Source organism: Aminobacter sp. NyZ550 (genome assembly GCF_025628925.2).
In the GTDB taxonomy this organism is placed as follows: domain Bacteria; phylum Pseudomonadota; class Alphaproteobacteria; order Rhizobiales; family Rhizobiaceae; genus Aminobacter; species Aminobacter ciceronei.
This window is the reverse complement of sequence record NZ_CP114190.1, coordinates 2,598,953-2,625,284: the sequence shown is the minus strand read 5'-3', so window position 1 is coordinate 2,625,284 and position 26,332 is coordinate 2,598,953. Positions and strand designations below refer to the sequence as shown.

Here is a 26,332-nt window from a genome sequence, read left to right as displayed (position 1 = left end):
GGCTGTCTCCCTACTGAACGCGGATGCGTGGATTGAGGTAGGCGTAGCCGACATCCGAGATCAGTTGGGTGATCAGCACGATGAAGACCGAGACCAGCGAGCAGCCGAGCAACAGGTCGATGTCGTTGTTGCCGGCGGCTTCGACCAGCGTGTAGCCGAAACCCTGGTAGCGGAACATCACCTCGACGATGACGACGCCGGTGAGCAGCCACGGGAACTGCAGCATGATCACGGTGAACGGCGCGATCAGCGCGTTGCGCAGCGCGTGCTTGACCACGACATTGCCGAAGGACAGGCCCTTGAGCCGGGCGGTGCGGATATATTGCTGGGTCATCACCTCGACCATCGAGGCGCGCGTCATGCGGGCGATGTAGCCGATGCCGTAGATGGCGAGCGTCATGACGGGCAAGGTGAAGTTGTAGAAGGTGATACCCTGGCTGGCGGAGGCCGCCGAGCCGTTGAGCCAGCCCAGCCACGAGGCGAAGATGACGGTGAAGATGACGCCCGAGACATATTCAGGCGTCGCGGTCGTGGCGATCGAGGCGACCGACAGCGTCCTGTCGGTGCGCGAGCCCTCGCGCATGCCGGCGAGGATGCCGATCAACAGCGATATTGGCACCATGGTGACGAGCACCCAGAACATCAGAATGCCGGTGGCGCCGAGTGCGGGGAACAGCTTGGTCGCGACGAGTGTCTTGAATTTGGTCGAGCAGCCGAAGTCGCCTTGCAGGATGCCGGAATAGGTAGGCTCCGCCGCCTCGTTGCAGAAGCGGAAACGCGGCACCGCCTGGCCGTTGGCCGGGTCGATATTGGGCTGCTTCTGGACGACGCCGAGCCACTGGCCGTAGCGGACGAAGAAGTTCTGACGGTAGCCGTTGCGCTGCAGCCAGCTTTCGAGCTGTTCGGCCGTCGTGCGCATTTCGGTCTGGCTGATCGCCAGCTTCTTCAGGTTGGGCTCGAGATTGATGAGAAAGAACACCACGAGGGTCAGGCACAGCATGGTCAGTGCCATGGTGCCGAGGCGGCGCATGATGAAAGATAGCATTGGCGTCCCCTGCCTTTGTGGGTTTGGGGTCCGTGGCGATCAACCCGGTTGCGAAAGGCGGGAGAGGTGCAGGACACCCCTCCCTGAATTGCGGCCCAGGCTCAGGCCTCGTCGAGCCACACCTTGCCGTAGTCGTGCTCGAAGGTCGGGTGCATGCCGCCGCCCTTCACCGCGGCGACCGAGTGATTGTAGAGCTTGCGCCAGAACGGCTGGATGATGATGCCGGAATCCTGCAGGGTCTGTTCGATGTCCTTCATCATTTCCTTGCGCTTGGCGACGTCGGCGACGGCAAGTGCGGCGTTCAGCTTCTTGTCCCACTCAGGGTTCGACCAGGCGCTTTCGTTCCAGGCTTCACCGGTGCGGTAGGCCAGCGCCAGGACCTGCACGCCGAGCGGGCGCATGTTCCAGTTGGTCATCGAGAACGGGTACTTCGTCCAGTCGTTCCAGAAGGTCGAGCCGGGCAGAACGGTGCGCTTGACCTTGATGCCGGCCTCGCGCAGCTGGGCGGCGATAGCGTCGCCGGTGTTCTTGTGCCAGTCCTCGTCGACGGTGATCAGCTCATGCTCGAAGTCGGCCTGGCCGGCTTCCGCCATCATCGCCTTGGCCGCCGCCGGATCGCGGGCCTGCTTGGGCAGCTCGAAATATTCCGGATGGATCGGCGCGACGTGGTGGTTTTCGGCGACGGCACCCGCATTGCCATAGCCGAGCTGCAGCACGACCGCGTTGTCGACGGCCTTGTGCAGCGCCTGGCGCACCTTCTGGTCGTCATAGGGCTTGTTGGCGACGTTGGTGCGGGCGACGATGGTCGCCGCGGTCACGACTTCCGACTTGACCAGACCGAGGCCGTCAAGGATCGACACGTAGTCGGCCGAGGTTTCGAAGTTGGTGTGGACTTCGTTGGCCTCGAAGGCGCTGACCATGGCGGCCGGGTCGGTGCCGTAGTCGATCAGTTCGACGCCGTCGAGATAGACCTCGCCGTTCCACCACTTGTTGTCCTCGCGGCGCTTGTAGACCACCTTCGAGCCGACGTCATAGGAGACGAGCTCGAACGGGCCGGTGCCGATCGGGCAGGCTTTGAAGTCGCCGCCCTTCTCATCGAAGGTCTTGTGGACGATGAGGCCGGGATAATCGCAGAGATTCGGGATGATCGAGATGTCGGAGGTGGTCAGCTTGAGCTTGACCGTCATGTCGTCGACCTTCTCAACCGAGCCCTCGCGCAGCTTGCCGGTCTTCTCGTCGACCAGCGTGCCGAGGCGGCCTGGCATCGAATTGCCTTCTGCGCTCTTGTCGGCCCAACGCGTGAAGTTGAAAATCACGTCGTCGGCGTTGAACGCATCGCCGTTCGACCAGGTCACGCCCGGACGGACATGCAGGACATATTCGGTGGCGTCGTCATTCACTTCCCAGCTGGCCAGCAGATAAGGCTCGAAGGTGTATTTGTCGGTGTACTTGACCAGTGGCTCGATCGCCTGGCGCTCGGCATTGGCGATCTCGGACCAGTCCGCCTTGCGCGGATCCTTGGGGTCCTTGATCCACTGTGCGACCTTCAGGACGCCGCCTTTCTTGGCTTCCTGCGCCTGGGCTTCGACAGGCATGGCAAGACCGATCATGCCATAGGCCATGGCTGCGGATGCGCCGAAGGTCGTTGCCATCGCGAGGAACTCGCGACGGTCCATCTTGCCGTCGACGACAGCACTTGCCAGCTCACGGATGTGGCCGGGAACAAGATCAGAGTTGCTCTTGTAGAATGTCATTTCCGTCTCCCATTGCAGCTGTAACGTTACCATTTCGCATCCGATTGCCGTTGTCAAAACGGTCGGACGTCATCGTTCCCATAGGTAAGTCTGCAATTTTGAACGGAGAGCAGTTCGCGTGATAGCGACAGAGTTGGCGCAAAAATGGTAATGCGTTGCGGATTCGTCGGAATCTTCGCCCCAAGCTAATATGCCCGGGTTCCGACAATCGCCGGCAGTGCCACGACACATCGCCTGATATGTCAGTGCAGGGGTTACCCGAGCGGCAGCCCGCTCAGTATTCCTTCTCGTAGAAGATGCCGCCCTTGGCCTCGCCGGAGTCCGTCGCCTGGCCGCGCAGCTTGACGCCGCGGCCGACATTCAGGTCGATCGTCGCCTTGCCCGAGCCAGGCTGGTCGCCGGCCTCGATCGACAGATAGGTACGGTCGTTCAGATACTTGCCGACGGCAACCGAAGTATCACCTTGCTCGTTGGTCTTGATGTCGAGGTCGTCGACGCCGAGCGTCGCACGTAGGCTCGACAGCAGCGACGTCGAACCACCGATGCCGGCCATTTGGGCAGCGGCGTCGGCAAGCTGGGCGATCTGCAGCGGCGACAGGTTGGACATCGACCGGCCGAAGATCAGCCGCGCCAGCACTTCGTCTTCCGGCAGCGCCGGCACCGATGAGAAGGCGAATTTCGGATTGTTGGCCTCGCCAGAAATACCGATGGTGACGGTGGCGTCGCCCGCGGTCGTCTCGGCGGCGAAGTTGATCGTCGGCACGAGCGAGCCCGAAAAACCGACCGAACCCTGGGTGAAGTTGAGTCGCTTGCCCAGAATGGACAGGCGGCCACGGCGCAGCGTGAACTCACCCACCGCCTGCGGCGATGCCGACGAGCCCGACAGACGCAGCGAACCGCCAAGCTCGGCGTCAAGACCACGACCCTGGACAAAGATCTGGTTGGGCGCGTTGACGGTGACGTCGAGCATCAGCGCGCCGCTGCCGCCGCTGGCCTTCGCCGGCGGACGCATCGCTTCCTGCTGGGCGACGACCGCCTTGGGCGCGTTCTTGTGCTTGACGTCGACGGCGGTCAGCGCGCCGGGGAACTTTTCCGGAATGCTGATGACGGTGCGTGCCAGATTGATTGTGCCCGACAGCACCGGCGCCGAAACCAGCGGTCCTTTGATCGCGATGTCGCCGCCAAGATTGGCGGTGACGACGCGGCCGTCGGTGTAGCGACCGTCGGTCAGCTTGATGGAGATGTCGGCCGGGAACCCCTGCGCCGCATTGGTGCCGACAGTACCGCTCGCGGTGAGCTGGCCGCCCGTCGACAGCGCGCCGGTCAGGCGGTTGATACGGGCAACGCCGGCGGCAATGCCGATGTCGAGATTGATGTCGTTGATGGCGATGCCCGACTGGGCAATCAGAAGCCGCGCACCGGAAGCGCGGATGCTGCCGCCGATGACAGGTGACGTGGCGGGGCCGCGCACCTGGACGTTGACGTCGGTGGAACCGTTCAGCGCCATGCCCTGGGCGGCCAGCGTGCGGCCAAGGAACTGGAATGGCACGGGCCCCTGGAAATTGAGGTCGAGCGCCACCGGCTTGGCAGTGGTGACGACACTGCCGCCCCCCTTGATCGCGAGGCCCGACCCTTCGCTGATCGTCGACTGGAAGGTGAGCTTGCCACCGGCGAAAGTGCCGGTCGAGCCGATGTTCATGGCACCGAAGCCGGCCCCCGTTGTCTGTGCGGTCGCGGCACCCGCGACCTTGAGGTCGTAGCCGACTGTCGGATTGGCGGCAGCGCCCGAGACCTTGACCGTACCCGAGATCGAACCGGCGGCACCAAGACCAGGCGCGAAGGAATTGGCAAGCGAAGCCGGCACATTGGCCAGCGTGGCGTTGAGGTTGAGCGCCGAGCCCGCCGTGCCGGAGACAGTCGCCGTGCCGCCGCCGAGATTGAGCGCAAGCTTGTCGAGGGTCGTCGTGCCGCCTGCAATCGAAATCGTCGTCTTACGCGCAACGGCAGCCTTGATGCCGCGCATGACGGCGTCACCCGAGGCGAGCTCGATGGTGGTGGTGCCGCCAGCGAGCTTGACGCGACCGGCGGCTTTGGCCGGAATGTCGGCAACGGTGGCGCCACCGGAGAAGCCGGTCCATTCGCCATCACGCTTGAGGTCGACATCGATGCCGGAAATGACCGTCTTGCCCGAGGTCACCGACTTGGCCTTGATCGTACCAGAGATCGCCGGCGCCTTGAGGTAGTTGAGGATGTCGGCGTTGATGGAAACGCCATTGGCGGCGAGATCGCCACGCTTGAGCGAAGCGGTGCCCAGTTCAAGGCGCGCCTGCGGGACATCGCCTGAACGCGTGAAGTCGATCTTGCCGCGCAGATCGCCTTCGGCCTTTTCGAGCGCAAGTGCTGCAAGTGGGCCGATATCGGGCATGTTGATGGTGACCGTGCCGAGCGGCGCGAAATCCTGGTCGAGGACCAGGTCGCCCGACAGCTTGTTCTCGCCCAGCGACAGCGACAGGCCCTTGATCTCGCGCTTGCCGTCTGATGTGGCGAGCACGGCACTGCCCTGGAGCGGTTGACCGGCGACGTTGCCCGAAAGTGCCACATTGGCGGCCGGGTTGGCCGGGTCGACCTTGCCTGTTGCCTTCAGGCTGAGCCCAGTGATTTCGCGCGCCGCCGCTTCGATGCGGTCGCTGGTGACGGTCAGTGAGATGTCAGGGGCGGTGCGCGCGCCCTTGGCGGTCAGGGCGAAATCCACCGCACCCTTGGCATCCTTGGACAGAAGCGAGATGTCGGCGAAGGAACCCTTGAGGTCGGCATCGACATCGGTGCCTTTCATGCGGGCCGTGCCGCTGGCGGTGAGCGCGCCCGAGGTGAATTCGATGGCGTTGGCGGCGAAGCTGCCTTCGGCATCGCGGCTCGCGGTGGCCGAAAACTGCGTGCGCTCGGCGAGCGCAATACGGACGCCTGCCGGCAGCGCGCTGGAAGCTACGTCGGCCCTGACGCCGAGTTCGAGCGACAGGTCAGCCAGGTTGAGCTTGGCGTTCAGCGCGCCGTTGAGCGTGTCGCTGCGGATCGTGCCTTCGTCGACGGCGACCTGATCCTTGCTGATGGAGCCCGCCATGTCGACCGCGACACGGCCGGCGACCAACGGTGCAAGCGTGGCGACATCGGTCTTGAGTTCGGCGACGCCGAGCTTGATCGACAGCGGGCCGCTGCGGTTGGCAATGTCGAAGCCTTCGGAATGGGCGGAGGCGGCGATGTCGCGCAGCTCGGTATTGCCGGCGATGACCGACAGCAGCGAGGCGCTGAAATCGACCCCCGGCTCCTTGCCGTCGCCGAAGACGCGCAGGCTGGCGGCGTTGATGGCAACCGTGACCGGCTGGGCATCGCTGCCGAGGCTGAGCACGATCGGCCCCTCATTGGCCTTGACGTCGAGCGACAGGTCAGCGGCACCTTCCGGATCGAGCGAACCGGCTGCTGTGGCCGTCAGCGCGCTGCTGGCGACGGTGGCGCGTTCGATGTCGAGGCCGCCCGTCGTCGTGCGCGTGCCGGCGACGTCGAAAGTGGTGTTGCCGGCGAGCAGCGGCTTGAGCGCTGCGGGCAGGAAATCCTCGAAGGCGCCGTCGCCCTTGGCCGAAATGACGTTGCCGTTGTCGGTCAGCTGATGGGTGCCGGAAATCCGGGTGACGACCTTGCCATCGACGGCGAAGGTGCCGTTGCCGCTCCAGTTGGCAGCAGGCCCCTCACCCGCAACGACGAGTTCGACCGCCGGCTGGTTGGGCAGCTTTAGGATATTGGCGATGATGCCGCCAGCGGGCTCAGAGGCGCGAATGTTGAGCGCGATGCGGTTGTCGGCGGGCGCAAAGGCGATGTCGGCGTCGACGACGCCCTGCTTCCCGTCGCTGCGCGAAACGTTGAGCTTGGTCTCGATGCCCAGCGGCGAACGGTCGGCGCGCAGCATGCCCTTGGCGGCAAGCTCGGCGATGCCGGTTCCAGCCAGCGCTTCGCCGAGCGCGATCTCGGGCAACTCGATTGCCTTGATGTCGACGGAAACCGGCAACGACAGACCGCCACCGCTGCTATCCTTCTTCGTGCCGCCCTGCGGCAGGCGGGCAAGCTCGATGCGGTCGGCGGCGATCCTGCCGGCGCGGAAGGTGCGCGACAGAAGCGCCAGCGGCGACCAGTCCACAGAGACGCCGCGCAGAGCGAGCCATGCGCCCTGGGCGTCTTCGATGACCACGTTGTCGAGCCGGAGATTGCCCGACCAGATGCCGTTTAGTCCGCTCAGCCTGATCTTTTGGTCGGGCGTCGAGGCGACGCTGGAGATCAACCCAGCGAGGTTTTCGCGGCCCTTCGAGGTCAGCGTGAAGACGGCGGTGGCGCCAATGACGAAGGCCAGCACGACAAGAACCGCGATGCGGAGGATGCGCAGGATTTTCTTCAGCATAACCATCGCGGTCAGAACGCCTGGCCGACGCCGGCGTAGAAGCCATAGCTGGGGTCGCCCGGCCCCGGATTGAGCGGCACGGCGACGTCGACACGCAGCGGGCCGAATGGCGTGAGATAGCGGACGCCGATGCCGGCGCCGACCTTGACGGTTCCGAAATCGGGGAACTGCCTGGCGGAAACCGTGCCGGCGTCGATGAACGGCACGATGCCGATCTTGTCGTTGTAGTTGTAGCGGATCTCGACCGAGGTCTCGGCATAGGACAGGCCGCCCGTCGGCTTGCCGTTGATCTCCGGGCCGATGCCCTGGTAGGCGTAGCCGCGCACCGAGCCGCCGCCGCCGGAATAGAAGCGCCGGTCGGCCGGCACGTCGTCGAGGCCAGCGCCGAGGATCGAACCCATGGCGACGCGGCCGGCGAGAACGAACCGGTTCTGGTCGCCAAGGCCGTAGTAGGCCGAGCCCTCGCCCTTCAGCTTGACGAAGGCGTTGCCGTTCAGCGCGTCATAGGTCGGCTCGACATAGGCGAGCGCGCGGAAACCGCGTGTCGGGTTGAGCTTGTCGTCGCGATTGTCGAAGGCGTATTGCAGCGGTGTCGAGACCAGCAGGTAGCGCTTGCCATCCGGATTGAGTGCGTCCTCGATGTCGGAATAGTCGACAGCGAGCGAGGCCGAGACGGTCTGCTGCCTGGTCAGCTCGTAGGAGACGCCAGCATTGCCCTTGACCGAGAAGATGTCATAGGCATCGGGGTGCTCATAGGACGCCTTGAGGTTGGCGAAAAACTTCGAGTCAGGCCCGATGACGCCAGGCTTCTCGAACATGATGCCGGCATTGTAATTGAGCTTGCCGAGTTCGGTGGTGTCGCTGATGCGGCCGATCGAACCGCTGATGCGCAGCTTTTCGGCACGACCGAACAGGTTGCGGTGGCCCCAGTAGCCCTCGATGCCGGCACCCTCGGTATTGGAGTAAGTGGCGCCGGCTCCGAAATAGCGCATCTTGCGCTCGCTGACGCGGACGTCCATCGGGATGTTGCCGGTCGGATCGAGCGCCAGCGCCTCATTGATCGACACCGAGCTGAACACTTCGAGCGCCAGGAGGCGGTTGCGTGCCTCCTCGATTTCCTTGGGCGAGTATTTCCGGCCGGCTTCCAGCCCCGTCATGTAAACGGTGAATTCGCGATCGACCGCCTCGGTGCCTTCGACCGTCGTTGCGCCGTAACCGGCGATCGGGCCTGCGGCAACGTCGAGGGTGACGTCGAGCGTGGTGGTAGCGTGATCCGCGACGATGGTCCGGCTGGTCACCTTGGCGAGCGGCCTGCCCTCTTCCTTCAGCGCGCGCACGATGCCGGCCTCGGCCTTCAGTATGGCGTCGGAGGCGGCATTGCCGCCCGCGATCAGGCCGAAATCGGCGCCCCTGATGTTGGCGGCATCGCCCTTGAGCACAATATCGCCGAGCGTGAACATCGAGCCGGGCTGGACCGTAATGCTGACCGGGACGGGCTGTGGCCCGTCGAAGACGGCGTCAGGAGCGAGGTCGTCGAGATTCTTGCCGGCGATGGAAATGGTGACGACGCCATCATAGTGCGCCTTGGAGAACAGTGCGGCGACAAGGCGCTCGCGGTCGTTGCGCGCCTTGGCGAGCAGGCCGAGCGAGCCGGAGACCGGCCGATCCTCCTCGCCCTTCAGCAGCGAGGCGTTCTCGATCGCTTCCTTCAGGTCATCGTCAGTGGTGTCGACTTCGAAGGTAACGGCATAGTCGAGCGGGTCGACAACGTCGGCGTCGTCTTCCTTCGACGAGCCCCACAGCTTGATTCCGAAGATTTCGAAGGCTGAGGCGCCCTGGGTCTCCACGGCCAGGATGCCTGAAGACAACAGCATTGCAACCGCCGCGCGCGGAAGCGCACGGGCGATCGTTGGTCTGTCGAATCCACGCAAACGCCGCACAAACATCAAGGCACCGTAACCTCCAATCCTAAAATTGGAATGAAGTTTCTGGCATTTCGTAAAGCAGCCACATTCGATATGTCAGAATTCATTGGGCAAATGAACGACAGCCGGGCCAGGGATTCGGGTGTTGTCATCGGAGCGAACCGCATGGGCGGGCAATACCATGCACGGCGTCCAAGACAAGTATTAACGTAGCAGGCGGTGCCTGCGTAGCTGCAGTATTGACTGGACTGTGGCAAGCTTAACATGTCGTCTAGAGCGACGATCAGGGTGGTGGAGGGAGTTGGCGATGCGTGCGCTGCGGGCTTTTCCGGTATTCGTTCTTCTCATTTTGGCCATGGCATTCGGGCTGGCCAACACATTCGAGGCTGCGGCGGTCGAAGCCCGGCGCGTCGTGACGACCGACAACTCCGACTATTTCGGTTTCGACCTGCGCTCGGAGCAAAATGTCAGCCTCGACCAGTGCCAGATCTCGTGCATGGGCGACCAGTCCTGCCGCGCTTTCACCTACAACACCAAGGCGAAATGGTGCTTCCTGAAATCCGACTTCGCCACGATCAAGTCGTTCACCGGCGCGGTTGCCGGCAAGGTCGTGCCGGTCAGTGGCGAGCCTGACATCGGCGCGCCGGCCGAACTTACGTTCTTCCCGGCGTCGATGGTGGACGAGGCGCGCCAGTATCGCAGTGCGCTGACCACCAATGCGACCGTCGATCCGGCGCTCGGCCTCGCCGCGCTGATCGATGCCGGCGAGCAGGCGCTCCTGGGCGGCGACGGCCGCACGGCGATGCAGAAGTTCCGCGCTGCAGCGATCATCCTGCCCGACGACGCCGCGATCTGGACGCGCCTCGCCCGCGCCACGCCGATGGTGTCGCCGATCAACGGCGAAGAGACCGCGTCGCTGCAGCGCGACACGACCTCGACCGCCTACAACGCCTATCTTTTGTCGCGCTCGGCGACCAACCGCGCCGAGACACTGGCGCTTTTGGCGCGCGGCCTCGACAAGCGCGACATGTTCCGACCCTCGCTGCAGGCTTATGAAGCGAGTCTCGCACTCGACAATTCGGCCTCCATCCGCGCCGAATATGAAGACCTCAAGGCACGAAAAGGCTTCCGCGTCGTCGAGCACACCATCGACGCCGACACGACCTCGCCGCGCGTCTGCGCTCAGTTTTCCGAGGCGCTGGTCAAGACGGGCGTCGACTACGCCCCCTTCGTCACGATCGACGACCAGGCGCCGAAGAGCGTCGAGGCCAAGGACCAGCAGATCTGCGTCGAGGGTCTGCAGCACGGCCAGCACTACCGCGTGACCTTCCGCTCCGGCCTGCCGGCAGCGCTCGGCGAGGTGCTGGAAGCACCCGTCGTGCTCTCTGTCTATGTCCAGGATCGCGGCCAGTCTGCCCGCTTCACCGGCGACAGCTTCGTTTTGCCGTCGACCGCCCGCCGGGGCATCCCCGTCGTGACGGTCAACATGGAAGCTGCCGACATGAAGCTCTACCGCATCGGCGACCGCTCGCTGGCGCAGTTGCTTTCCGGCTATCAGTTCCTGCGCCAGCTCGACGGCTATGACCTGTCCTCGATCGCCGACCAGATGGGTGAGCCGGTGTGGGAAGGCCAGCTGGCGATCACAAACGAGCTCAACAAGGAAGTGACGACCTCCTTCCCGGTCGACGAGGCACTGCCCAACCGCAAACCCGGCGTCTATGTGCTGACCGCCCAGCCTGTCGACGACAAGAGCGACACCTGGGCGACCAAGGCGACGCAGTGGTTCGTTGTCTCCGACATCGGGCTTTCTACCTATACCGGCCAGGACGGGCTCAACGTCTTCGCTCGCTCGCTCGCCTCGGCCAAGCCTATCGCCGACGCGGAACTGACGCTGCTTGCCCGCAATAACGAAATCCTCGGCACCGGCAAGACCGACGCCGAGGGCCGCGCCACCTTCAATCCGGGCCTGACCCGCGGCAATGGCGGCCTGGCGCCGGCCGTGCTGATGGCGAGGCAAGGCGACGCTGATTTCGTCTTCCTCGACATGACCCGCGCAGGCTTCGACCTGTCCGACCGTGGCGTCACCGGACGCGCCGCACCGGCTGCGCTCGACATTTATGCCTGGACCGAGCGCGGCATCTACCGCGTCGGCGAAACCGTCCATGCGGCAGCCCTTGCCCGCGATGATGCTGCCAATGGCGTCGACAACCTGCCGCTGACCTTCATCTTCACCCGCCCCGACGGCGTCGAGGACCGGCGCGTCGTCAGCCAGGGCGGCAATTCAGGCGGCCATAGCGTCGACCTGCCGCTGTCGTCAGCCGCCATGCGCGGCACCTGGACGCTTGCCATCTACACCGACCCGAAGCAGCCGGCGGTGTCGAGTCAGATGTTCCTGGTCGAGGATTTCGTACCCGACCGCATCGAGTTCACTCTAACTTCCGACCGTAACGAGATCGCCGCTGGCGAAACCGCCGAAGCCACCGTCGACGGCCGCTTCCTCTATGGCGCACCCGCTGCGGGCCTGGCACTCGAAGGCGAGCTGACGCTGTCGACCAAGCGCCAGTGGGACAGCTTCAAGGGCTACTATTTCGGCCTCGCCGACGAGCAGGAAGGCGAAGCTACACGTATTCCGCTGGCCGACCTGCCTGTCGTCGGCGATGACGGCAAAGCGACCTTCCCCATCTCCGTCGACCAACTGCCGTCGACGACGCGCCTGATCAATGCAGCACTCAGCGTGCGCATGCGCGAGACGGGCGGACGCGCCGTCGAGGAAAAGCTCGACATCGGCATCCGTCCGCAGGCAACGATGATCGGCATCCGGCCCGACTTCTCAGGCGAGGAAGTGCCGCAGGGTGGCACCGCCAAGTTCAGCCTGATCGCCGCCGAACCCGGCGGCAAGCGCACCGAGCTCAAGGGCGCGCAGTGGTCGCTGGTCAAGGTCGAGCGGAACTACCAGTGGTACCGCTCCGGCAATTCGTGGAATTACGAGCCGGTGACCTTCACCAAGTCGGTGGCATCAGGTCAGGTCGATCTCACCGCTGGCGCCGAAGCAACCGTTTCGCTGCCCGTAGACTGGGGCCGCTACCGCCTCGAAGTCGAGACGGCCGATCCGGCCGGCCCGGCGACAAGCTACGAGTTCGACGCCGGCTGGTATGTCTCGGCGACCTCGACCGAGACGCCCGACGGCCTCGAGGTCGCGCTCGACAAGGAAAAATATGTGGCTGGTGAAGTCGCCAAGCTGCAGGTTTCGCCACGCTTTGCCGGCGAGCTCCTAGTGACCATCGGCGCCGAAAAGCTGCTCAAGACCGTGACCGCCTCGATCCCGGCGGAAGGCGGTACCGTCGACATCCCTGTCGGCGAGGACTGGGGCGCCGGCGCTTACGTCACCGCCACGCTCTACCGGCCCGGCGACGCGCAGGAATCGCGCATGCCGGCCCGCGCCATCGGCCTGAAGTGGCTGGCGGTTGATCCTGCCGACAAGAAACTCAACGTTACACTTGCACTGCCCGAGAAGACCGAACCGCGCAAGGCGCTGTCGATCCCGGTTTCGGTGACCGGCGCCGCAGCAGGCGAAAAGGCCTATGTCACGGTCGCGGCCGTCGATGTCGGCATCCTCAACCTGACCAACTACAAGGCGCCGGACCCGGAAGGCTGGTACTTCGGCCAGCGCATGCTGGGGCTTGAACTGCGTGACCTCTATGGCCGCCTGATCGACGGCTCGCTAGGTGCAATGGGCAAGCTGCGCACCGGCGGCGACGGTGCGGCACTGACCTCGCAAGGCAGCCCCCCCAAGGAAAAGCTCGTCGCCTTCTTCTCAGGTATCGTCGAGCTCGACGCCGACGGCAAGACGACGGTCGATTTCGACATTCCGCAGTTCAACGGCACGGTGCGCGTGATGAGCGTGGCCTGGACCAGAACTGCTGTCGGCCACGCCACCGGCGACGTCATCGTGCGCGATCCGATCGTGCTGACGGCGGGCATGCCGCGCTTCATGGCCCCGGGCGATTTCGCCGAGATGACGCTCGACATCGCCAACACCGACGCACCGGCGGGCGATTACAGCCTCTCCGTTGCAACGACCGGCGATCTTTCGACCGGCGACGCCGCTCTGCCCGAGAAGCTGACGCTTGAACCGGGCAAACGGCAGACGATCAGGATCCCGCTGATGCCCGTCACCGCCGGCACTGCCGGGCTGACCATCAAGCTCGCCAATGCCGACGGCCTCGAGGTCGAACAGGAGCTGTCGCTGCCGATACGCCCCGGCCAGTTGCCTGTGACCACCCGCATGGTGGTCGACCTCAAGCCGGCGACATCGCTGCGCGTCGACAAGGAGTTGCTGGCGGCAAGCCTGCTCGACGACGCCCATGTCAGCATCGGCGTGTCGCTGGCCTCTGCCTTCGACGTGCCGTCGCTTTTGATGACGCTCGACCGCTACCCCTATGGCTGTGCCGAGCAGACGACGAGCCGGGCGCTGCCCTTGCTTTATGTCAGCGAACTCTCAGCCGAGAACGGCATGGCCGAAGACCCCGAGCTGCGCGAACGTATCCAGGGCGCGATCTACCGCGTGCTGAACTACCAGTCCTCGTCAGGCAGTTTCGGCCTGTGGGGTCCGGGTTCGGGCGACCTGTGGCTCGACGCCTATGTCTCCGACTTCCTGACCCGGGCGCGCGAGAAGAACTTCGACGTGCCGCAGCAGGCGATGATGCAGGCCCTCAACAACCTGCAGAACTCGATCGGCTACGACGTCGATGTCGAAGACCGCGGCTCGGAGATCGCCTATGCGCTTTATGTGCTGGCGCGCAACAAGAAGGCCTCTGTCGGCGACCTGCGCTACTTCGCCGACACCAAGCTGGAGGCCTTCTCCAGCGCGATGGCGGTGGCCCAACTCGGCGCGAGTCTGGCGCTGTACGGCGATGGCCAGCGCTCGGAAAGCCTGTTCGGCGCTGCCCTGCAGATCGCCAGGACGACGACCGAGCATGACTGGAATCGCTCCGACTACGGCTCGCGCCTGCGCGACGGCGCTGCTATGCTGGCGCTCGCCGCCGAAAGCAAGCCGTTGCCTTCGGTGGTGCCGGCGCTGGTCAAGATGGTCGAGGCTGATCGTGCCGCCGCCCGCTGGACCAGCACCCAGGACGACGCCTGGATGCTGCTTGCGGCGCGCGCGCTGAAGGCCGGCAACGAGGCGATCTCGCTCGACGTCAACGGTACGGCCCATAATGGCGCCTATTCCGAGCGCGTCGACGGGTCTGAACTTCTGACCAACCCGATCGTCATCGCCAACACCGGCAAGGACGCGCTGCAGGCCGTGGTGACGACAGTCGCCGCCCCGGCCCAGCCGCTGCCCGCCGGTGGCGATGGCTTCACCATCGAGCGCACTTACTACCGGCTCGACGGCAGCGAGGCCAACGTCACCGAGGTCAAGCAGAACGAGCGCTTCGTCGTCGTGCTCAAGATCAACGAGCTCAATGACTGGCCCTCGCGCGTGGTGGTGGCCGACATGTTGCCGGCCGGCTTCGAGATCGACAATCCGGGGCTGGTCAACAGCGCCAACCTGTCGAACTTCTCCTGGCTGGAACAGACGGAAGCCGCTCATCTCGAATTCCGCAACGACCGCTTCGTCGCCGCCATGAACAGCGGCGAAGGTTCGGACCAGGAATTCACGCTGGCCTATGTCGTGCGTGCGGTGACGCCGGGCACCTACGCCCATCCGGCGGCCAATGTCGAAGACATGTACCGGCCGCAATATTCGGCGCGGACGGCGACCGGCATGATGGAGGTGAAAGCGGAGTGATCCGCCTTCGGATGCCTATGTCCTGCGAAAACGGCTGCCCGAAACATAGCCCCTCACCCTTACCCTCTCCCCGTGAAAAACGGGGCGAGGGAGGCGTCGACGTTGCGGCCAGCCTCCTTCTCCCCGTTGTGACGGGGAGAAGGTCCGGCAGAGGATGAGGGGCAGCTATGCGCCCGACCGGAAAGACTCTGCGCAAACTGCTGCTGGCCGCCGGCGTGACGACCGCCCTGGCGGCCATCACATTCGGTGGGCTGGTCACGCTCGATCACGCCTTTCCGCCGCCCTTGAGGGAAAAGCTCACCGTGTCCGCCGAGGTGCTCGACCGCGACGGCCAGCTGTTGAGGGCCTATGCGACGCCGTCGGGCCACTGGCGGCTTGGTACCGGCCTCGACCAGGTCGACCCACAGCTGGTGAAAATGCTTGTCGCCTATGAAGACAAGCGCTTCTGGGACCATGAGGGCATCGACGTGCTGGCGCTGGGCCGCGCCGCCTGGCAGTTCCTGCGCAACGGCCGCATCGTCTCCGGCGGCTCGACGCTGTCGATGCAGTTGGCGCGCCTGATCGAGCCGCGCGAAAGCCGCAGTTTCGGTTCCAAGCTCAAGCAACTGGCCCGCGCTGTCCAGATCGAGCGGCGGCTGTCGAAGCAAGACATCCTCGAACGCTACCTGACGCTTGCGCCTTATGGCGGCAATCTCGAAGGCGTGCGTGCGGCAGCGCTCGCATATTTCGGCAAGGAGCCGAAACGGTTGACGGTTTCCGAAGCTGCGCTCCTCGTCGCACTGCCGCAATTGCCGGAGCGCCGCCGGCCCGACCGCAACCCTGCAAATGCCCGAGCCGCACGCGACCGCGTGCTCGACCGCATGGTTACGGCCGGCCTGCTCGGCGAGACCGAAGCGGCGCGAGCATCCCTAGAGGCAGTCGCCGCCACCCGGCTCGCCTTGCCGCAGCTTGCGCCGCACGCCTCGGACACGGCGCTTCGCAGCCAGCTGGGCCTCGTCAGCCATCGCCTGACCTTGCGCAGAGACGTGCAGCAAGGGCTGGAAGCCGTGGCGCGCGAGGCAGCCATCCGTCTCGGGCCGAAAATCTCGGTCGCCATGGTTCTAGCCGACGCGATGACAGGCGAAATCCTCGGCGAAGTTGGTTCCGCCAATTTCTTCGACGCCTCGCGCTCCGGCTGGATCGACATGACGCGCAGCGTGCGCTCGCCCGGCTCGACGCTGAAGCCCTTCATCTACGGTCTTGCCTTCGAACAGGGGCTGGTGGCGCAGGAAACGATGATCGAGGACCGGCCGGCCGATTTCGGCGGCTACCGGCCCAAGAATTTCGACATGAGCTACCAGGGCGACGTGTCGGTGCGCCAGTCACTGCAGTTGTCGCTCAATGTACCGGCGATCCGCCTGCTCGACGCTGTCGGGCCGCAACGGCTGACGGCGCGCTTCCGCCAGGCTGGGGTCACTCCGCAATTGCCGCCCAACGAAGTGCCGGGCCTCGCCATCGGCCTCGGCGGCGTCGGTGTCAGCCTACGCGACCTCGTCCAGCTCTACACCGGGCTGGCCAATGGCGGCCGCGCCAAGATCCTTCGCGACGGAGCGGAGGCGGCCGTGCCAGCCCCGCTCGCCAACGGCACGGTCCTGGAGGAACAGGCCGCCTGGCAGATCGCCGACATCCTTTCAGGCGTCAAGCCGCCCGAGGGTGCCGCGAAACGAACCATCGCCTACAAGACCGGCACCTCCTATGGCTACCGCGACGCCTGGTCGATCGGTTATGACGGCCGCTATGTGCTGGGCGTCTGGGCCGGCCGTCCCGACGCTGGTGCCGTGCCCGGCCTGTCGGGTTATGTCTCGGCCGCCCCGATCCTGTTCGAGGGTTTCGTCCGCTCCGGCCTGCCGTCCATGCCGCTGCCGCGCCCGCCCGCCGGCACGCTGCGCACCGCTCGCACCGACCTGCCGGTGACGCTGGAGCGTTTCTCGACCGCCACCGAACTGCCGGTCGTCGCAGCCGTCATTACCGAACCGGCGCCGCAGATCGTCTTCCCACCCGACGGCGCCCGCGTCGAACTGGGTGCTGCGACCTCGGCTGCCTCGCCGCTGGTGCTCAAGCTGCAGGGTGGCCGCGCTCCCTTCCGCTGGCTCGCCAACGGCAAGCCACTCGCCACCCTCGCCCGCCGCCGCGAGGCGACATGGCAGCCCGACGGTACCGGTTTTTCGACGCTGACTGTCATCGACGCAGCGGGCCGCGCGGCGAGCGTCAGGGTGATCGTGGAGTAGATGAGATGATCTCGCGGCAGGACATGTTCGACGTGCTTCTGGAAGTCGATCCGACATTCCAGCCGGTCTGGGACGCGTTTGCCGACAAATGGCGCGACCAGATCGAACTGCCGCTTTACCTGGCCCTGGGGGATCTGGCTCGCCACGTGGTCGGCAAGCTGGAGAGCGGCCGGACCGATGAGCTTCAGCAAATCTTCGCGGTCGTCGAGCGTTGGCTCGCCGACGGCGATGAGCTGGTACAGGAAGCGGCGACCATCGGGCTGCTGGAAGACCTCCAGAACCTGAACGTTCACAAATCCACGTCGCCGGATCAGTTGAAACAATGGCTGGGCCCGCTCGCTGCGGGGCGATGGATCGAGGCGGGGCGATGGATCGAGGCCGAACGATTCTGGTCGGGGCAGATCGCCAAGGCCTGACGGCCCCCTTGCCGCCCCCAGCAACTCCCCTAGCTGTCATCGTTCGTGTCGAACGTTTCGATCGCGCCTGCGGCGCAGGACTTTTTAAGCGAGCAAAAAAATTTCCGGCACCTCGGCAGGTCGCACGAAATTTGCCCATGCGGCGCGAAATTCGGAACATTCGCCGCATCTAATTTCTACCAGTTCGATAGAATAGAACCATATTCGAACGGAGGCGGAAATGACGACTTCACGCAGAACACTCCTGCTCTCGGCCGTGCTGGCCGGCGCAGTCCAGTTCGGGGGCCTGGGCCTTGCCCATGCCGACACGACGCTCCTCAACGTCTCCTACGACCCGACGCGCGAGCTCTACAAGGACTACAACGAGGCCTTCGCCAAGCACTGGAAGGCGGAGGGCGGCGAGGCGGTGACGATCCAGCAATCGCATGGCGGCTCGGGCAAGCAGGCCCGCGCGGTGATTGACGGCCTCGACGCCGACGTGGTGACGCTGGCGCTCGAAAGCGACATCAACGCGATCGTCGAGAAGTCAAAGAAGATCAATCCCGACTGGCGCGCGAAGCTGCCCAACAATGCCTCGCCTTACACCTCGACCATCATCTTCCTGGTGCGCAAGGGCAATCCCAAGGGCATCAACGACTGGGGCGACCTGATCAAGGACGGCGTCCAGGTGATCACGCCGAACCCGAAGACATCGGGTGGCGCACGCTGGAACTATCTCGCAGCCTGGGCCTGGGCCAACGGCCAGTTTGATGGCGACGAAGCCAAGATCAAGGAATTCGTCGGCAACCTCTACGCCCATGTGCCGATCCTCGACACCGGTGCCCGTGGCTCGACGGTGACTTTTGCCGAGCGTGAGCAGGGCGACGTGCTGCTCGCCTGGGAAAACGAGGCCTATCTCGCCCTCGACGAATTCGGCGCCGACAAGTTCGACATCGTCTTTCCGCCGCAGTCGATCCTGGCCGAGCCGCCGGTCGCCGTGGTCGACGCCAATGTCGACGCCAAGGGCACCCGCAAGGTCGCCGAAGCCTATCTCAACTACCTCTATTCGGCGGAAGGCCAGACGATCGCCGCCAAGCATCACTACCGCCCGTCCAAGCCGGAGCTGGTTCCGGCCGGGGACCTGCAGAAGCTGCCCGATCTGAAACTGGTTTCTATCGACGACCCGATTTTCGGCGGTTGGAAGAAAGCGCAGCCCTATCACTTCGGAGATGGTGGTATGTTCGACCAGATCTACAAGCCGGCCCAGTAAGCCAAGGTAAGACCAGGACGATATGACCACAGCACCCGCCAAGGCAGGGTGGCGGTTCAGACAGCCGAGCGTCATTCCGGGATTCGGATTGACGCTCGGCTTCTCGCTTGCCTACCTCACGCTCATCATCCTCATCCCGCTCTCGGGGCTCGTCTGGCGTTCGGCATCGCTGGGCTGGACCGATTTCTGGGCCATCGCCACCGACCGCCGCACAGTCAAAGCGCTGGAGATCAGCTTCGGCACGGCCTTCATTGCAGCAAGCATCAACGTGGTGTTCGGCACCATCGTTGCGTGGGTGCTGGTGCGCTACCGTTTTCCCGGCCGCCGCGTCATCGACGCGATGGTCGATTTGCCTTTTGCCCTGCCGACGGCCGTCGCCGGCATCGCGCTGACCACGCTCTATTCGCCCAAGGGCTGGATGGGCGCGCTGTTGGCGCCGCTCGGCATCAAGGTCGCCTACACCCCGCTCGGCATCGTCATAGCACTCGTCTTCATCGGCCTGCCCTTTGTCGTGCGCACGGTGCAGCCGATCATCGAGGAGATCGACAAGGAGGTTGAGGAAGCCGCAGCCACCCTGGGTGCCAACCGCTTCCAGACCATCTTCCTGGTGCTGTTTCCGGGGCTGGCGCCCGCTGTCGTGACAGGCTTCGCGCTCGCTTTCGCGCGCGGCGTCGGCGAATATGGCTCGGTCATCTTCATCGCCGGCAACCTGCCCTACATTTCGGAAATCGCACCGCTGCTGATCGTCATCCGGCTCGAGGAGTACGACTACGCGGCGGCCACCGCGATCGCCACGATCATGCTGGCGCTGTCGTTTGCGATGCTGCTCGTCATCAACCTTATCCAGTCATGGACCCGCAAACGCTATGGCTGATCCAGAGCTTTACCCCGCCGACGTCCATCACGAGCACGCCTCGCTCGCGGTTACCGAACGTCCGCTGGCGCGCGCGGCCCTGATGCTGCTCGCCTTCGGTTTCCTCGCCGTCTTCCTGCTTCTGCCGCTGGTGGTGGTGTTCGAGCAGGCGTTCTCTCGCGGCATCGGCGCCTTCCTCGACGCCATCAACGAGCATGACACGATTGCAGCGATCAGGCTGACGCTTCTGGTCGCAATCATCTCGGTGCCGCTCAACCTGGTGTTTGGCGTCGCCGCCGCCTGGGCGATCGCCAAGTTCGAGTTCAAGGGCAAAGCCTTCCTGATCACGCTGATCGACCTGCCCTTCTCGGTCTCGCCTGTTATTTCGGGCCTTGTCTATGTGCTGTTGTTCGGCGCATCGAGCCTGCTCGGGCCCTGGCTCAAGCTGCACGGCATCGTCATCCTGTTTGCCGTACCGGGCATCGTGCTGGCGACTGTCTTCGTCACCTTCCCCTTCGTTGCCCGCGAATTGATCCCGCTGATGCAGGAACAAGGCACCGGAGACGAGGAGGCAGCCCTGTCGCTCGGCGCCAATGGCTGGCAGACCTTCTGGCATGTCACCTTGCCCAACATCAAATGGGGCCTGCTCTACGGCGTGCTGCTCTGTAACGCACGCGCCATGGGCGAGTTCGGCGCGGTGTCGGTGGTCTCGGGCCACATCAGGGGCATGACCAACACCATGCCGCTGCATGTCGAGATCCTTTACAACGAATACAATGCCGTCGGCGCCTTTGCCGTGGCGTCCGTGCTCGCCGGCCTCGCGCTTGTAACGCTTGTGCTCAAAACCCTTCTCGAGCTCCGCTACGGTGCCGAGATCGCCGCCACGCGCGGACACTGACAGAGGTCGACTGATGGAAGTTCGCGTTTCAAATGTGCGCAAGGAATTCGACCGGTTTCCGGCGCTGCGCGACGTCTCGCTCGACATCAGGTCGGGCGAGCTGATCGCGCTGCTCGGCCCCTCTGGCTCCGGCAAGACCACGCTTCTGCGCCTCATCGCCGGGCTCGAGCGGCCGACGCGCGGCACGATCTTCTTCGGCGACGAGGATGCCTCGAACAGGACGATCCAGGAGCGCAATGTCGGCTTCGTGTTCCAGCACTACGCTTTGTTCCGCCACATGACGGTGGCCGACAATGTCGGCTTCGGCCTCAAGGTCAGACCCTCGGCCAAACGGCCGACCAGGGCCGAGATCCGCCGCCGTGCCTCCGAACTGCTCGACCTTGTGCAACTCGGCGGACTGGAAAAACGCTATCCGGCGCAGCTGTCGGGCGGCCAGCGCCAGCGCGTCGCGCTGGCCCGCGCCATGGCTATCGAGCCCAAGGTGCTGTTGCTCGACGAGCCGTTCGGCGCGCTCGACGCCCAGGTCCGGCGCGAACTTCGACGCTGGCTGCGCGAAATCCACGACGCCACCGGCCACACCACCATATTCGTCACCCACGACCAGGAAGAGGCGCTCGAACTCGCCGACCGCGTTGTGGTGATGAGCCAGGGCCGCATCGAGCAGATCGGCACCGCCGACGAGGTCTACGACGCGCCGAACTCGCCCTTCGTCTACGGCTTCATCGGCGAGTCGAGTTCGCTGCCGGTCAAGGTCGAGGACGGCCAGGTGTGGATTTCGGACCGCCCGATCGGGCTGGCGACACCCGAGCTCGCCGATGGCGAGGCGACCCTCTATTTCCGCCCGCACGACATCGAACTGCTGGAGGAGTGCAATGGCTGCATTGCCGGCACGGTGGCGGCCAGCCGCCGCGTCGCCGGCACCCGCCGTGTCGAGCTGGAAGTCGGCGGCAGCCGCGAGCGCATCGAGATCGAGCTGCCGGTCGGTCACCCCGCGGCGCAGAAGAGCCGGGTCGCGTTCAGGCCAAAGCGCTGGAAGGTGTTTCCGAAACCGGTCGAAGGCTGAAAACGAGACTAAGGCCCCTCGCCCACTGGATGTGCGAGGTGTCACCGCCAGCGGCGACACCTCGATAATTGCGGGATGGGGAGAACTGAAGTCGCACGATACAGCCTGTGGATCAGGCCCGATCGGTCAGTCCATGATGTAGACGACCTTGCGCGTCTGCGGGTCGATGAGAACAGTACGGCCGTCCATCACGACATACTGATACTTGTTGTCGGCAAGTGCGCCTGGCTTCAAAATGTCCGGAATGATCGCGCCAACGACAAGTTCAAAGTTGGACGGACGTTCGACGATCACCGGATTGGTCTTCACATATTCGCGGACGACAACTTGTTCTTCGGGAGTAATGACCACAGTCTGGGCAGCGGCGAACGCGGTGCCGGCGAGCAGCATGGTTACAGCAAGTGTGCTTCGGAAAGTCATATCACTAACCTCCTCGGTTGATGGGGTAACAACTGGTGGGGAGGGAAACAGTTCCGTGCAGGGTGTGGCAAACGTCAGCCCTTGCCTGCGCCGTCCAGCGCACAGCAGTGTGGTAAGGGCGTTCTCAGGGACACCATTTTCTGCGGGAACCTTCAGCGACTTGATCCATTCCCTCCCTGCAATTTCCCGCAAGGAGCGACATCAATGAAAACGCTGAACGAAATTCTCGAGCACACGCTCGAGGACATGTACTTCGCCGAGAACGCCATCACCAAGGCACTTCCCAAGGTAGCCAAGGCAGCCAAGGACGCCAAACTGAAGAAGGCTGCCGAGGATCACCTCGAGGAGACGAAGGGTCAGATCAAGAAGCTCGAACAGGTCTTCAAATCGATCGGCAAGAAGGCATCGGGCGAGAAATGCGACGCCATCGAAGGCCTGATCAAGGAGGCCGACGGTTTGATAGAGGAGGCATCGGGCACGGCTCTGGATGCCGGCCTGCTCGCGGCCTGCCAGGCGGTGGAGCACTACGAGATCGCGCGCTACGGCTCGCTTCGCGAATGGGCCAAGGATCTTGGCCACGACGAGGCACATACATTGCTGAGCGAAATTCTCGACCAGGAAAAAGCGACCAACAACAAACTGACGAACTTGGCTGTGACGGCTATAAGCAAGGCGTCACCCGCGGCCAGGGCGGCTTAGACCGGAGCCGCCGGTTGGCCCCGCCCCTCCTCCTGCGGGCGAGGCCTTGCTGGATGGGAAATGGGACCGGCCCCTTAGCGATACGACGTGTTGAATTGCCACTCGAGGAACCGGCTGTAAGCTCCCATCAGCGCGCTGAACAGAAAGTAGACCGCAGCGGCAAAGACATACCCCTCAAGCACGGCGATGCCTTGCCAGTCGGGGTCGCGGAGCGCGGTGCGAACTGTATCGAGAAAGTCGAGCAGGCCGATGATGGTGACAAGCGTGGTGTCCTGGAAGAAGGCGATGAACAGGCTGACCAGCGCCGGAATGACCTTCTTCAGCGCCTGCGGCAGGATGATCTTGAGCATCACCTGCCAGTAATGCAGGCCGAGCGCACGGCCAGCTTCGTACTGGCCCGACGGCACATCCTGCAGGCCGCCGCGCACGATCTCGGCGATGTAGGCGGCGGCAAACAGGATGATCGCCACCTGGGCGCGCAACAGCTTGTCGATGGTGACACCGTCCGGCATGAACAGCGGCAGCATGACGGCGGCCATGAACAGGATGCTGATCAGCGGCACGCCGCGCACGAGTTCGATGAAGCCGACACCAAGCACGCGGATAGCCGGCAGATGCGAGGCGCGCGCAAGCGCCAGGCCGATGCCGAGCGGCAAGGCGAAGGCGAGGCCGACAAAGGACAGCATGAAGGACAGCGGCAGGCCGCCCCATTTCGAGGTCGGCACGGCGGTGAGGCCGAGGACGCCGCCGGCCATGAGAACGTAGAGTCCGGGCAGGATGACGATCGCCCAGGCAAGCAGCAGCCCCCTGCCCCAGACACGTGGGACCATCGACACGCCGCAGGCGCCGAGGAACAGGCAAAGGGCCACCAGCGGGCGCCATTGCTCCTCGAACGGATAGAAGCCGAACAGCATGTATCGCAGCTTGTCGGCAAGGAACGGCCAGCAGGCGCCGGAGCTTTGCTTGCAGGCGTCGGCGCCGCCGTCGAAGACGGCATTCACGAACAGCCAGCCGAGCGCCAGCTTGGCAAGCAACAGGATGAGTGCACCGCAGACGAGCGTTGTGAGCGCGTTGCCCGGCGTGCCGAAATAGGCTTTGCGCCACTCGGAACGCCGCGCCGGGCGGGCGGTGGGGTTGACGGTTGCGGCAAGGACCTGGGTGTCGCTCATCTCAGCGCGCCTTCAGCGCGACACGCGCATTGTACCAGTTCATGAACAGCGAGATTGCCACCGACAGGCCGAGATAGATGCCCATGAAGATGGCGATGGTCTCTATCGCCTGGCCGGTCTGGTTCATGATGGTGTTGGAGACCATGACAAGGTCGGGATAACCGATGGCGATCGCAAGCGAGCTGTTCTTGAACACGGTGAGATAGGTGTTGGTCAGAGGCGGGATGATGACCCGGAGTGCTTGCGGCAACACGACGAGCCGGAGCGTGCGCGAGCGCGGCAGTCCGAGCGCCTGGGCGGCCTCCCACTGGCCCCGGCTTACCGCCTGGATGCCGGCGCGGACGATCTCGGCGACGCTGGCAGATAGATTGAGCATCAGGCCGACGAGCAGCGCGACGAATTCCGGGCGGATCTGCAACCCTCCGGTGAGGCGGAATCGCCCGGCCTCGGGCGCGCTCCAGCTCAGCGAGACCGCGCCGCTGGCCCCTACGGCAAGCACCGGCAGAACGAGGAGGACAAGGGCAAAAATCCAGCCGGCATTGGCCTTGCCGCTGACAATGCGCCGGCGCTGGCTGATGTTGCGCACGACGAGTGCGGCGACTATGCCGAATGCGAGCGCTGCGAACGTCAGCCCGAAACCGCTCTGCCATTCGAGCAATGGCATTGCGAGGCCGCTATTGGAGAGAAAAAAGCCGGGAAACAGCTGGATCGCCTGGCGCACCGGCGGGAACACCAGGATGATCAGGAAGTACCACAGGAACAGATAGAGCAGCAGCGGCACGTTGCGCAGCAGCTCGACATAGGCAAGCATCAGGCGGCTGAGCAACGGGTTGGTCGACATGCGGCCGATGCCGACAAGCACGCCGATGATGGTGCCGAAGAAGGCTGCGAGGAACGACACCTTGATGGTGTTGATGAGCCCGACGAGGATGGCGCGGGCAACCGTGTCGGTCGGACCGTAAGAAATCGAGCTTTCGCTGATGGCGATGCCGGCCTGTCGCGACAGGAAGTCGAAACCTGTGGCGATGTCCTGCTTGGCAAGGTTCGCGCTCGCGGTCGCATACATCGCCCAGGCGGCGAGCAGCACCAGCGTAATGGCAACGAATTGGTAGAAGACTGCGCGAAACCGCGCGTCGTTCAAAAAAAGCATGGGCGCGCCGACGTCAGGAAAACCGATGGGACAAGAAAAGGTCCGCGCCGGATTTCGGCGCGGACCTTGCATCTTCTTAGCGGACCGGCGGAGCGTAGAGCAGGCCGCCGGCATTCCACTGCGTGTTGGGGCCGCGCGTCATGCCGAGTTTGGTCTTTTCGCCGAGATTGCGGTCGAACACCTCGGCATAGTTGCCGACGCCCTTGATGACGTTGTAGCCCCACTTGTTGTCGAGGCCGAGCATCTTGCCGAGCTCGTCGGCACCGCCCAGCATGCGCTGGATCTCGGGGTCCTCGCTCTTGGCCATCTCGTCGACATTGGCCTGGGTGATGCCTTTCTCCTCGGCGGCCATCAGCATGTAAACCGACCAGGAGACGATGTCGCGCCAGTTGGAATCGTTCTGGCGCACGGCCGGCGCCAAAGGCTCCTTGGAGATGGTTTCGGGCAACAGCACATAGTCGTCGGGATTGTTGGCGACCGCGCGGATCGAGGCGAGGTCGGAACGGTCGGAGGAGATCGCCTCGCAGCGGCCGGAATAGAAGGCGGCGCGGTTTTCGTCGGGGCTCTCGAAAACCACCAGCTCGAACTTGCCGCCGACGGTGCGGAAGAAGTCTGTCAGGTTCTGCGAGGTGGTTGTGCCAGGCAGCGTGCAGATCGCAGCGTCGGTCAGCTCCCTGGCGGAGGCGACGCCGAGCGACTTGGGCACCAGGAGGCCCTGGCCGTCATAAAACACGGTCGGGCCGAAATCGATGCCGAGCGAGGCTTCGCGCGAGAAGGTCGCCGTCGTCTGGCGCGACAGGACGTCGATCTCGCCCGACTGCAGCGCCTGGAAGCGTGTGTTGATGTTGGTCAGGACGAAGTCGACCTTGTCGGGATCGCCGAACACGGCTGCCGCGATCGAGCGGCAGACGTCGGCATCGAACCCCTGCATGCGGCCCTTGTCGTCGGCGGCGGCGAAGCCCGGCGTGCTGAGCGAGACGCCGCAGATCAGCTTGCCGCGTGCCTTGACGGTTTCGAGCGTGGTGGCTGACTGTGCCGCGCTCGCCCCCACCATCAGCGCAGCCGTTGCGGCGCACAGCGCCAGGAATTTACGTTTCATGCTTTCCCTCCCTTGATTTGACCGCAGGCCGCCATGCCATGTCTCCCCCGGCACGGCGTCACCTCGATCTGTCGCGGGACTATGTATGCA

At 64.4% G+C, this 26,332-nt stretch carries 16 protein-coding genes; 8 read left to right on the top strand and 8 right to left on the bottom strand.

The features are described from left to right. Positions 1-10 precede the first annotated feature (10 nt). From N7E70_RS12850 to N7E70_RS12835, 4 genes are all read right to left on the bottom strand, one after another. Positions 11-1,045, bottom strand: a complete 1,035-nt coding sequence (locus tag N7E70_RS12850) for an ABC transporter permease (RefSeq protein ID WP_192315479.1) — start codon at positions 1,043-1,045, stop codon at positions 11-13. Positions 1,046-1,146: 101 nt separating this feature from the next. Further along, positions 1,147-2,799, bottom strand: coding sequence for an ABC transporter substrate-binding protein (locus N7E70_RS12845; protein ID WP_263006595.1), 1,653 nt, complete (start codon positions 2,797-2,799; stop codon positions 1,147-1,149). Positions 2,800-3,073: 274 nt separating this feature from the next. After that, positions 3,074-7,243, bottom strand: coding sequence for a translocation/assembly module TamB domain-containing protein (locus tag N7E70_RS12840; protein WP_331461927.1), 4,170 nt, complete (start codon positions 7,241-7,243; stop codon positions 3,074-3,076). Between the two features lie 11 nt (positions 7,244-7,254). Then, the gene (locus tag N7E70_RS12835) at positions 7,255-9,117 is read right to left on the bottom strand and encodes an autotransporter assembly complex protein TamA (protein WP_263006593.1); all 1,863 of its coding nucleotides are present in this window, start codon (positions 9,115-9,117) and stop codon (positions 7,255-7,257) included. Positions 9,118-9,523: 406 nt separating this feature from the next. Between N7E70_RS12835 and N7E70_RS12830 the strand changes: the two genes are divergently transcribed. The 7 genes from N7E70_RS12830 to N7E70_RS12800 all read left to right on the top strand — a co-directional run bounded on the left by N7E70_RS12830 (position 9,524) and on the right by N7E70_RS12800 (position 21,705). After that, entirely contained in the window at positions 9,524-14,959 is a 5,436-nt protein-coding gene (locus N7E70_RS12830) for an alpha-2-macroglobulin family protein (RefSeq protein ID WP_442866519.1), read from the top strand. A gap of 167 nt (positions 14,960-15,126) precedes the next feature. Continuing rightward, a complete protein-coding gene (pbpC, locus tag N7E70_RS12825) occupies positions 15,127-17,226 on the top strand; it encodes a penicillin-binding protein 1C (protein ID WP_263006591.1) in 2,100 nt (699 codons plus the stop codon). 5 nt (positions 17,227-17,231) lie between these two features. Further along, positions 17,232-17,642, top strand: a complete 411-nt coding sequence (locus N7E70_RS12820) for a DUF7674 family protein (RefSeq protein ID WP_263006590.1) — start codon at positions 17,232-17,234, stop codon at positions 17,640-17,642. 220 nt (positions 17,643-17,862) lie between these two features. Beyond that, on the top strand, positions 17,863-18,891 hold the full coding sequence (locus N7E70_RS12815; protein WP_263006589.1) for a sulfate ABC transporter substrate-binding protein: 1,029 nt from the start codon (positions 17,863-17,865) through the stop codon (positions 18,889-18,891). 22 nt (positions 18,892-18,913) lie between these two features. Continuing rightward, complete coding sequence (gene cysT / locus N7E70_RS12810) at positions 18,914-19,765, top strand: sulfate ABC transporter permease subunit CysT (protein ID WP_115731359.1); 852 nt, start codon at positions 18,914-18,916, stop codon at positions 19,763-19,765. Further along, on the top strand, positions 19,758-20,642 hold the full coding sequence (gene cysW / locus N7E70_RS12805) for a sulfate ABC transporter permease subunit CysW (protein WP_269441459.1): 885 nt from the start codon (positions 19,758-19,760) through the stop codon (positions 20,640-20,642). The genes cysT and cysW overlap by 8 nt, the downstream gene beginning before the upstream one ends. Positions 20,643-20,655: 13 nt before the next feature. Continuing rightward, positions 20,656-21,705 (top strand): sulfate/molybdate ABC transporter ATP-binding protein, encoded by a 1,050-nt coding sequence (locus N7E70_RS12800; protein WP_263006586.1) that lies wholly within the window; start codon positions 20,656-20,658, stop codon positions 21,703-21,705. Between the two features lie 126 nt (positions 21,706-21,831). Here the strand turns inward: N7E70_RS12800 and N7E70_RS12795 are convergent, their stop codons facing one another. Continuing rightward, the gene (locus N7E70_RS12795) at positions 21,832-22,125 is read right to left on the bottom strand and encodes a DUF1236 domain-containing protein (RefSeq protein WP_263006585.1); all 294 of its coding nucleotides are present in this window, start codon (positions 22,123-22,125) and stop codon (positions 21,832-21,834) included. Positions 22,126-22,329: 204 nt separating this feature from the next. Here N7E70_RS12795 and N7E70_RS12790 point away from each other — a divergent pair, with 204 nt between their 5' ends. Further along, positions 22,330-22,824 carry a YciE/YciF ferroxidase family protein gene (locus tag N7E70_RS12790; RefSeq protein ID WP_263006584.1) on the top strand — a complete coding sequence of 165 codons (495 nt, stop codon included), beginning with the start codon at positions 22,330-22,332 and terminating at the stop codon, positions 22,822-22,824. Between the two features lie 74 nt (positions 22,825-22,898). On the opposite strand, the gene N7E70_RS12785 is transcribed toward N7E70_RS12790, so the two are convergent. The 3 genes from N7E70_RS12785 to N7E70_RS12775 form a co-directional block, all read right to left on the bottom strand. Further along, a complete protein-coding gene (locus N7E70_RS12785) occupies positions 22,899-23,993 on the bottom strand; it encodes an amino acid ABC transporter permease (protein WP_263006583.1) in 1,095 nt (364 codons plus the stop codon). A gap of 1 nt (position 23,994) precedes the next feature. Beyond that, entirely contained in the window at positions 23,995-25,143 is a 1,149-nt protein-coding gene (locus N7E70_RS12780; RefSeq protein ID WP_263006582.1) for an amino acid ABC transporter permease, read from the bottom strand. Between the two features lie 76 nt (positions 25,144-25,219). Continuing rightward, positions 25,220-26,242, bottom strand: coding sequence for an amino acid ABC transporter substrate-binding protein (locus N7E70_RS12775; protein ID WP_263006581.1), 1,023 nt, complete (start codon positions 26,240-26,242; stop codon positions 25,220-25,222). Positions 26,243-26,332: the final 90 nt, after the last annotated feature.

Excerpts from the sequence above, each read along its gene's own strand:
- N7E70_RS12780 (WP_263006582.1), bottom strand. The coding sequence starts at position 25,143 with ATGCTTTTTTTGAACGACGCGCGGTTTCGCGCAGTCTTCTACCAATTC.
- N7E70_RS12800 (WP_263006586.1), top strand. The coding sequence starts at position 20,656 with ATGGAAGTTCGCGTTTCAAATGTGCGCAAGGAATTCGACCGGTTTCCG.
- N7E70_RS12835 (WP_263006593.1), bottom strand. The coding sequence starts at position 9,117 with ATGCTGTTGTCTTCAGGCATCCTGGCCGTGGAGACCCAGGGCGCCTCA.
- cysT (WP_115731359.1), top strand. The coding sequence starts at position 18,914 with ATGACCACAGCACCCGCCAAGGCAGGGTGGCGGTTCAGACAGCCGAGC.
- N7E70_RS12795 (WP_263006585.1), bottom strand. The coding sequence starts at position 22,125 with ATGACTTTCCGAAGCACACTTGCTGTAACCATGCTGCTCGCCGGCACC.
- N7E70_RS12820 (WP_263006590.1), top strand. The coding sequence starts at position 17,232 with ATGATCTCGCGGCAGGACATGTTCGACGTGCTTCTGGAAGTCGATCCG.
- N7E70_RS12775 (WP_263006581.1), bottom strand. The coding sequence starts at position 26,242 with ATGAAACGTAAATTCCTGGCGCTGTGCGCCGCAACGGCTGCGCTGATG.
- N7E70_RS12850 (WP_192315479.1), bottom strand. The coding sequence starts at position 1,045 with ATGCTATCTTTCATCATGCGCCGCCTCGGCACCATGGCACTGACCATG.
- N7E70_RS12845 (WP_263006595.1), bottom strand. The coding sequence starts at position 2,799 with ATGACATTCTACAAGAGCAACTCTGATCTTGTTCCCGGCCACATCCGT.
- cysW (WP_269441459.1), top strand. The coding sequence starts at position 19,758 with ATGGCTGATCCAGAGCTTTACCCCGCCGACGTCCATCACGAGCACGCC.
- N7E70_RS12830 (WP_442866519.1), top strand. The coding sequence starts at position 9,524 with ATGGCATTCGGGCTGGCCAACACATTCGAGGCTGCGGCGGTCGAAGCC.
- pbpC (WP_263006591.1), top strand. The coding sequence starts at position 15,127 with ATGCGCCCGACCGGAAAGACTCTGCGCAAACTGCTGCTGGCCGCCGGC.
- N7E70_RS12815 (WP_263006589.1), top strand. The coding sequence starts at position 17,863 with ATGACGACTTCACGCAGAACACTCCTGCTCTCGGCCGTGCTGGCCGGC.
- N7E70_RS12840 (WP_331461927.1), bottom strand. The coding sequence starts at position 7,243 with ATGCTGAAGAAAATCCTGCGCATCCTCCGCATCGCGGTTCTTGTCGTG.
- N7E70_RS12790 (WP_263006584.1), top strand. The coding sequence starts at position 22,330 with ATGAAAACGCTGAACGAAATTCTCGAGCACACGCTCGAGGACATGTAC.
- N7E70_RS12785 (WP_263006583.1), bottom strand. The coding sequence starts at position 23,993 with ATGAGCGACACCCAGGTCCTTGCCGCAACCGTCAACCCCACCGCCCGC.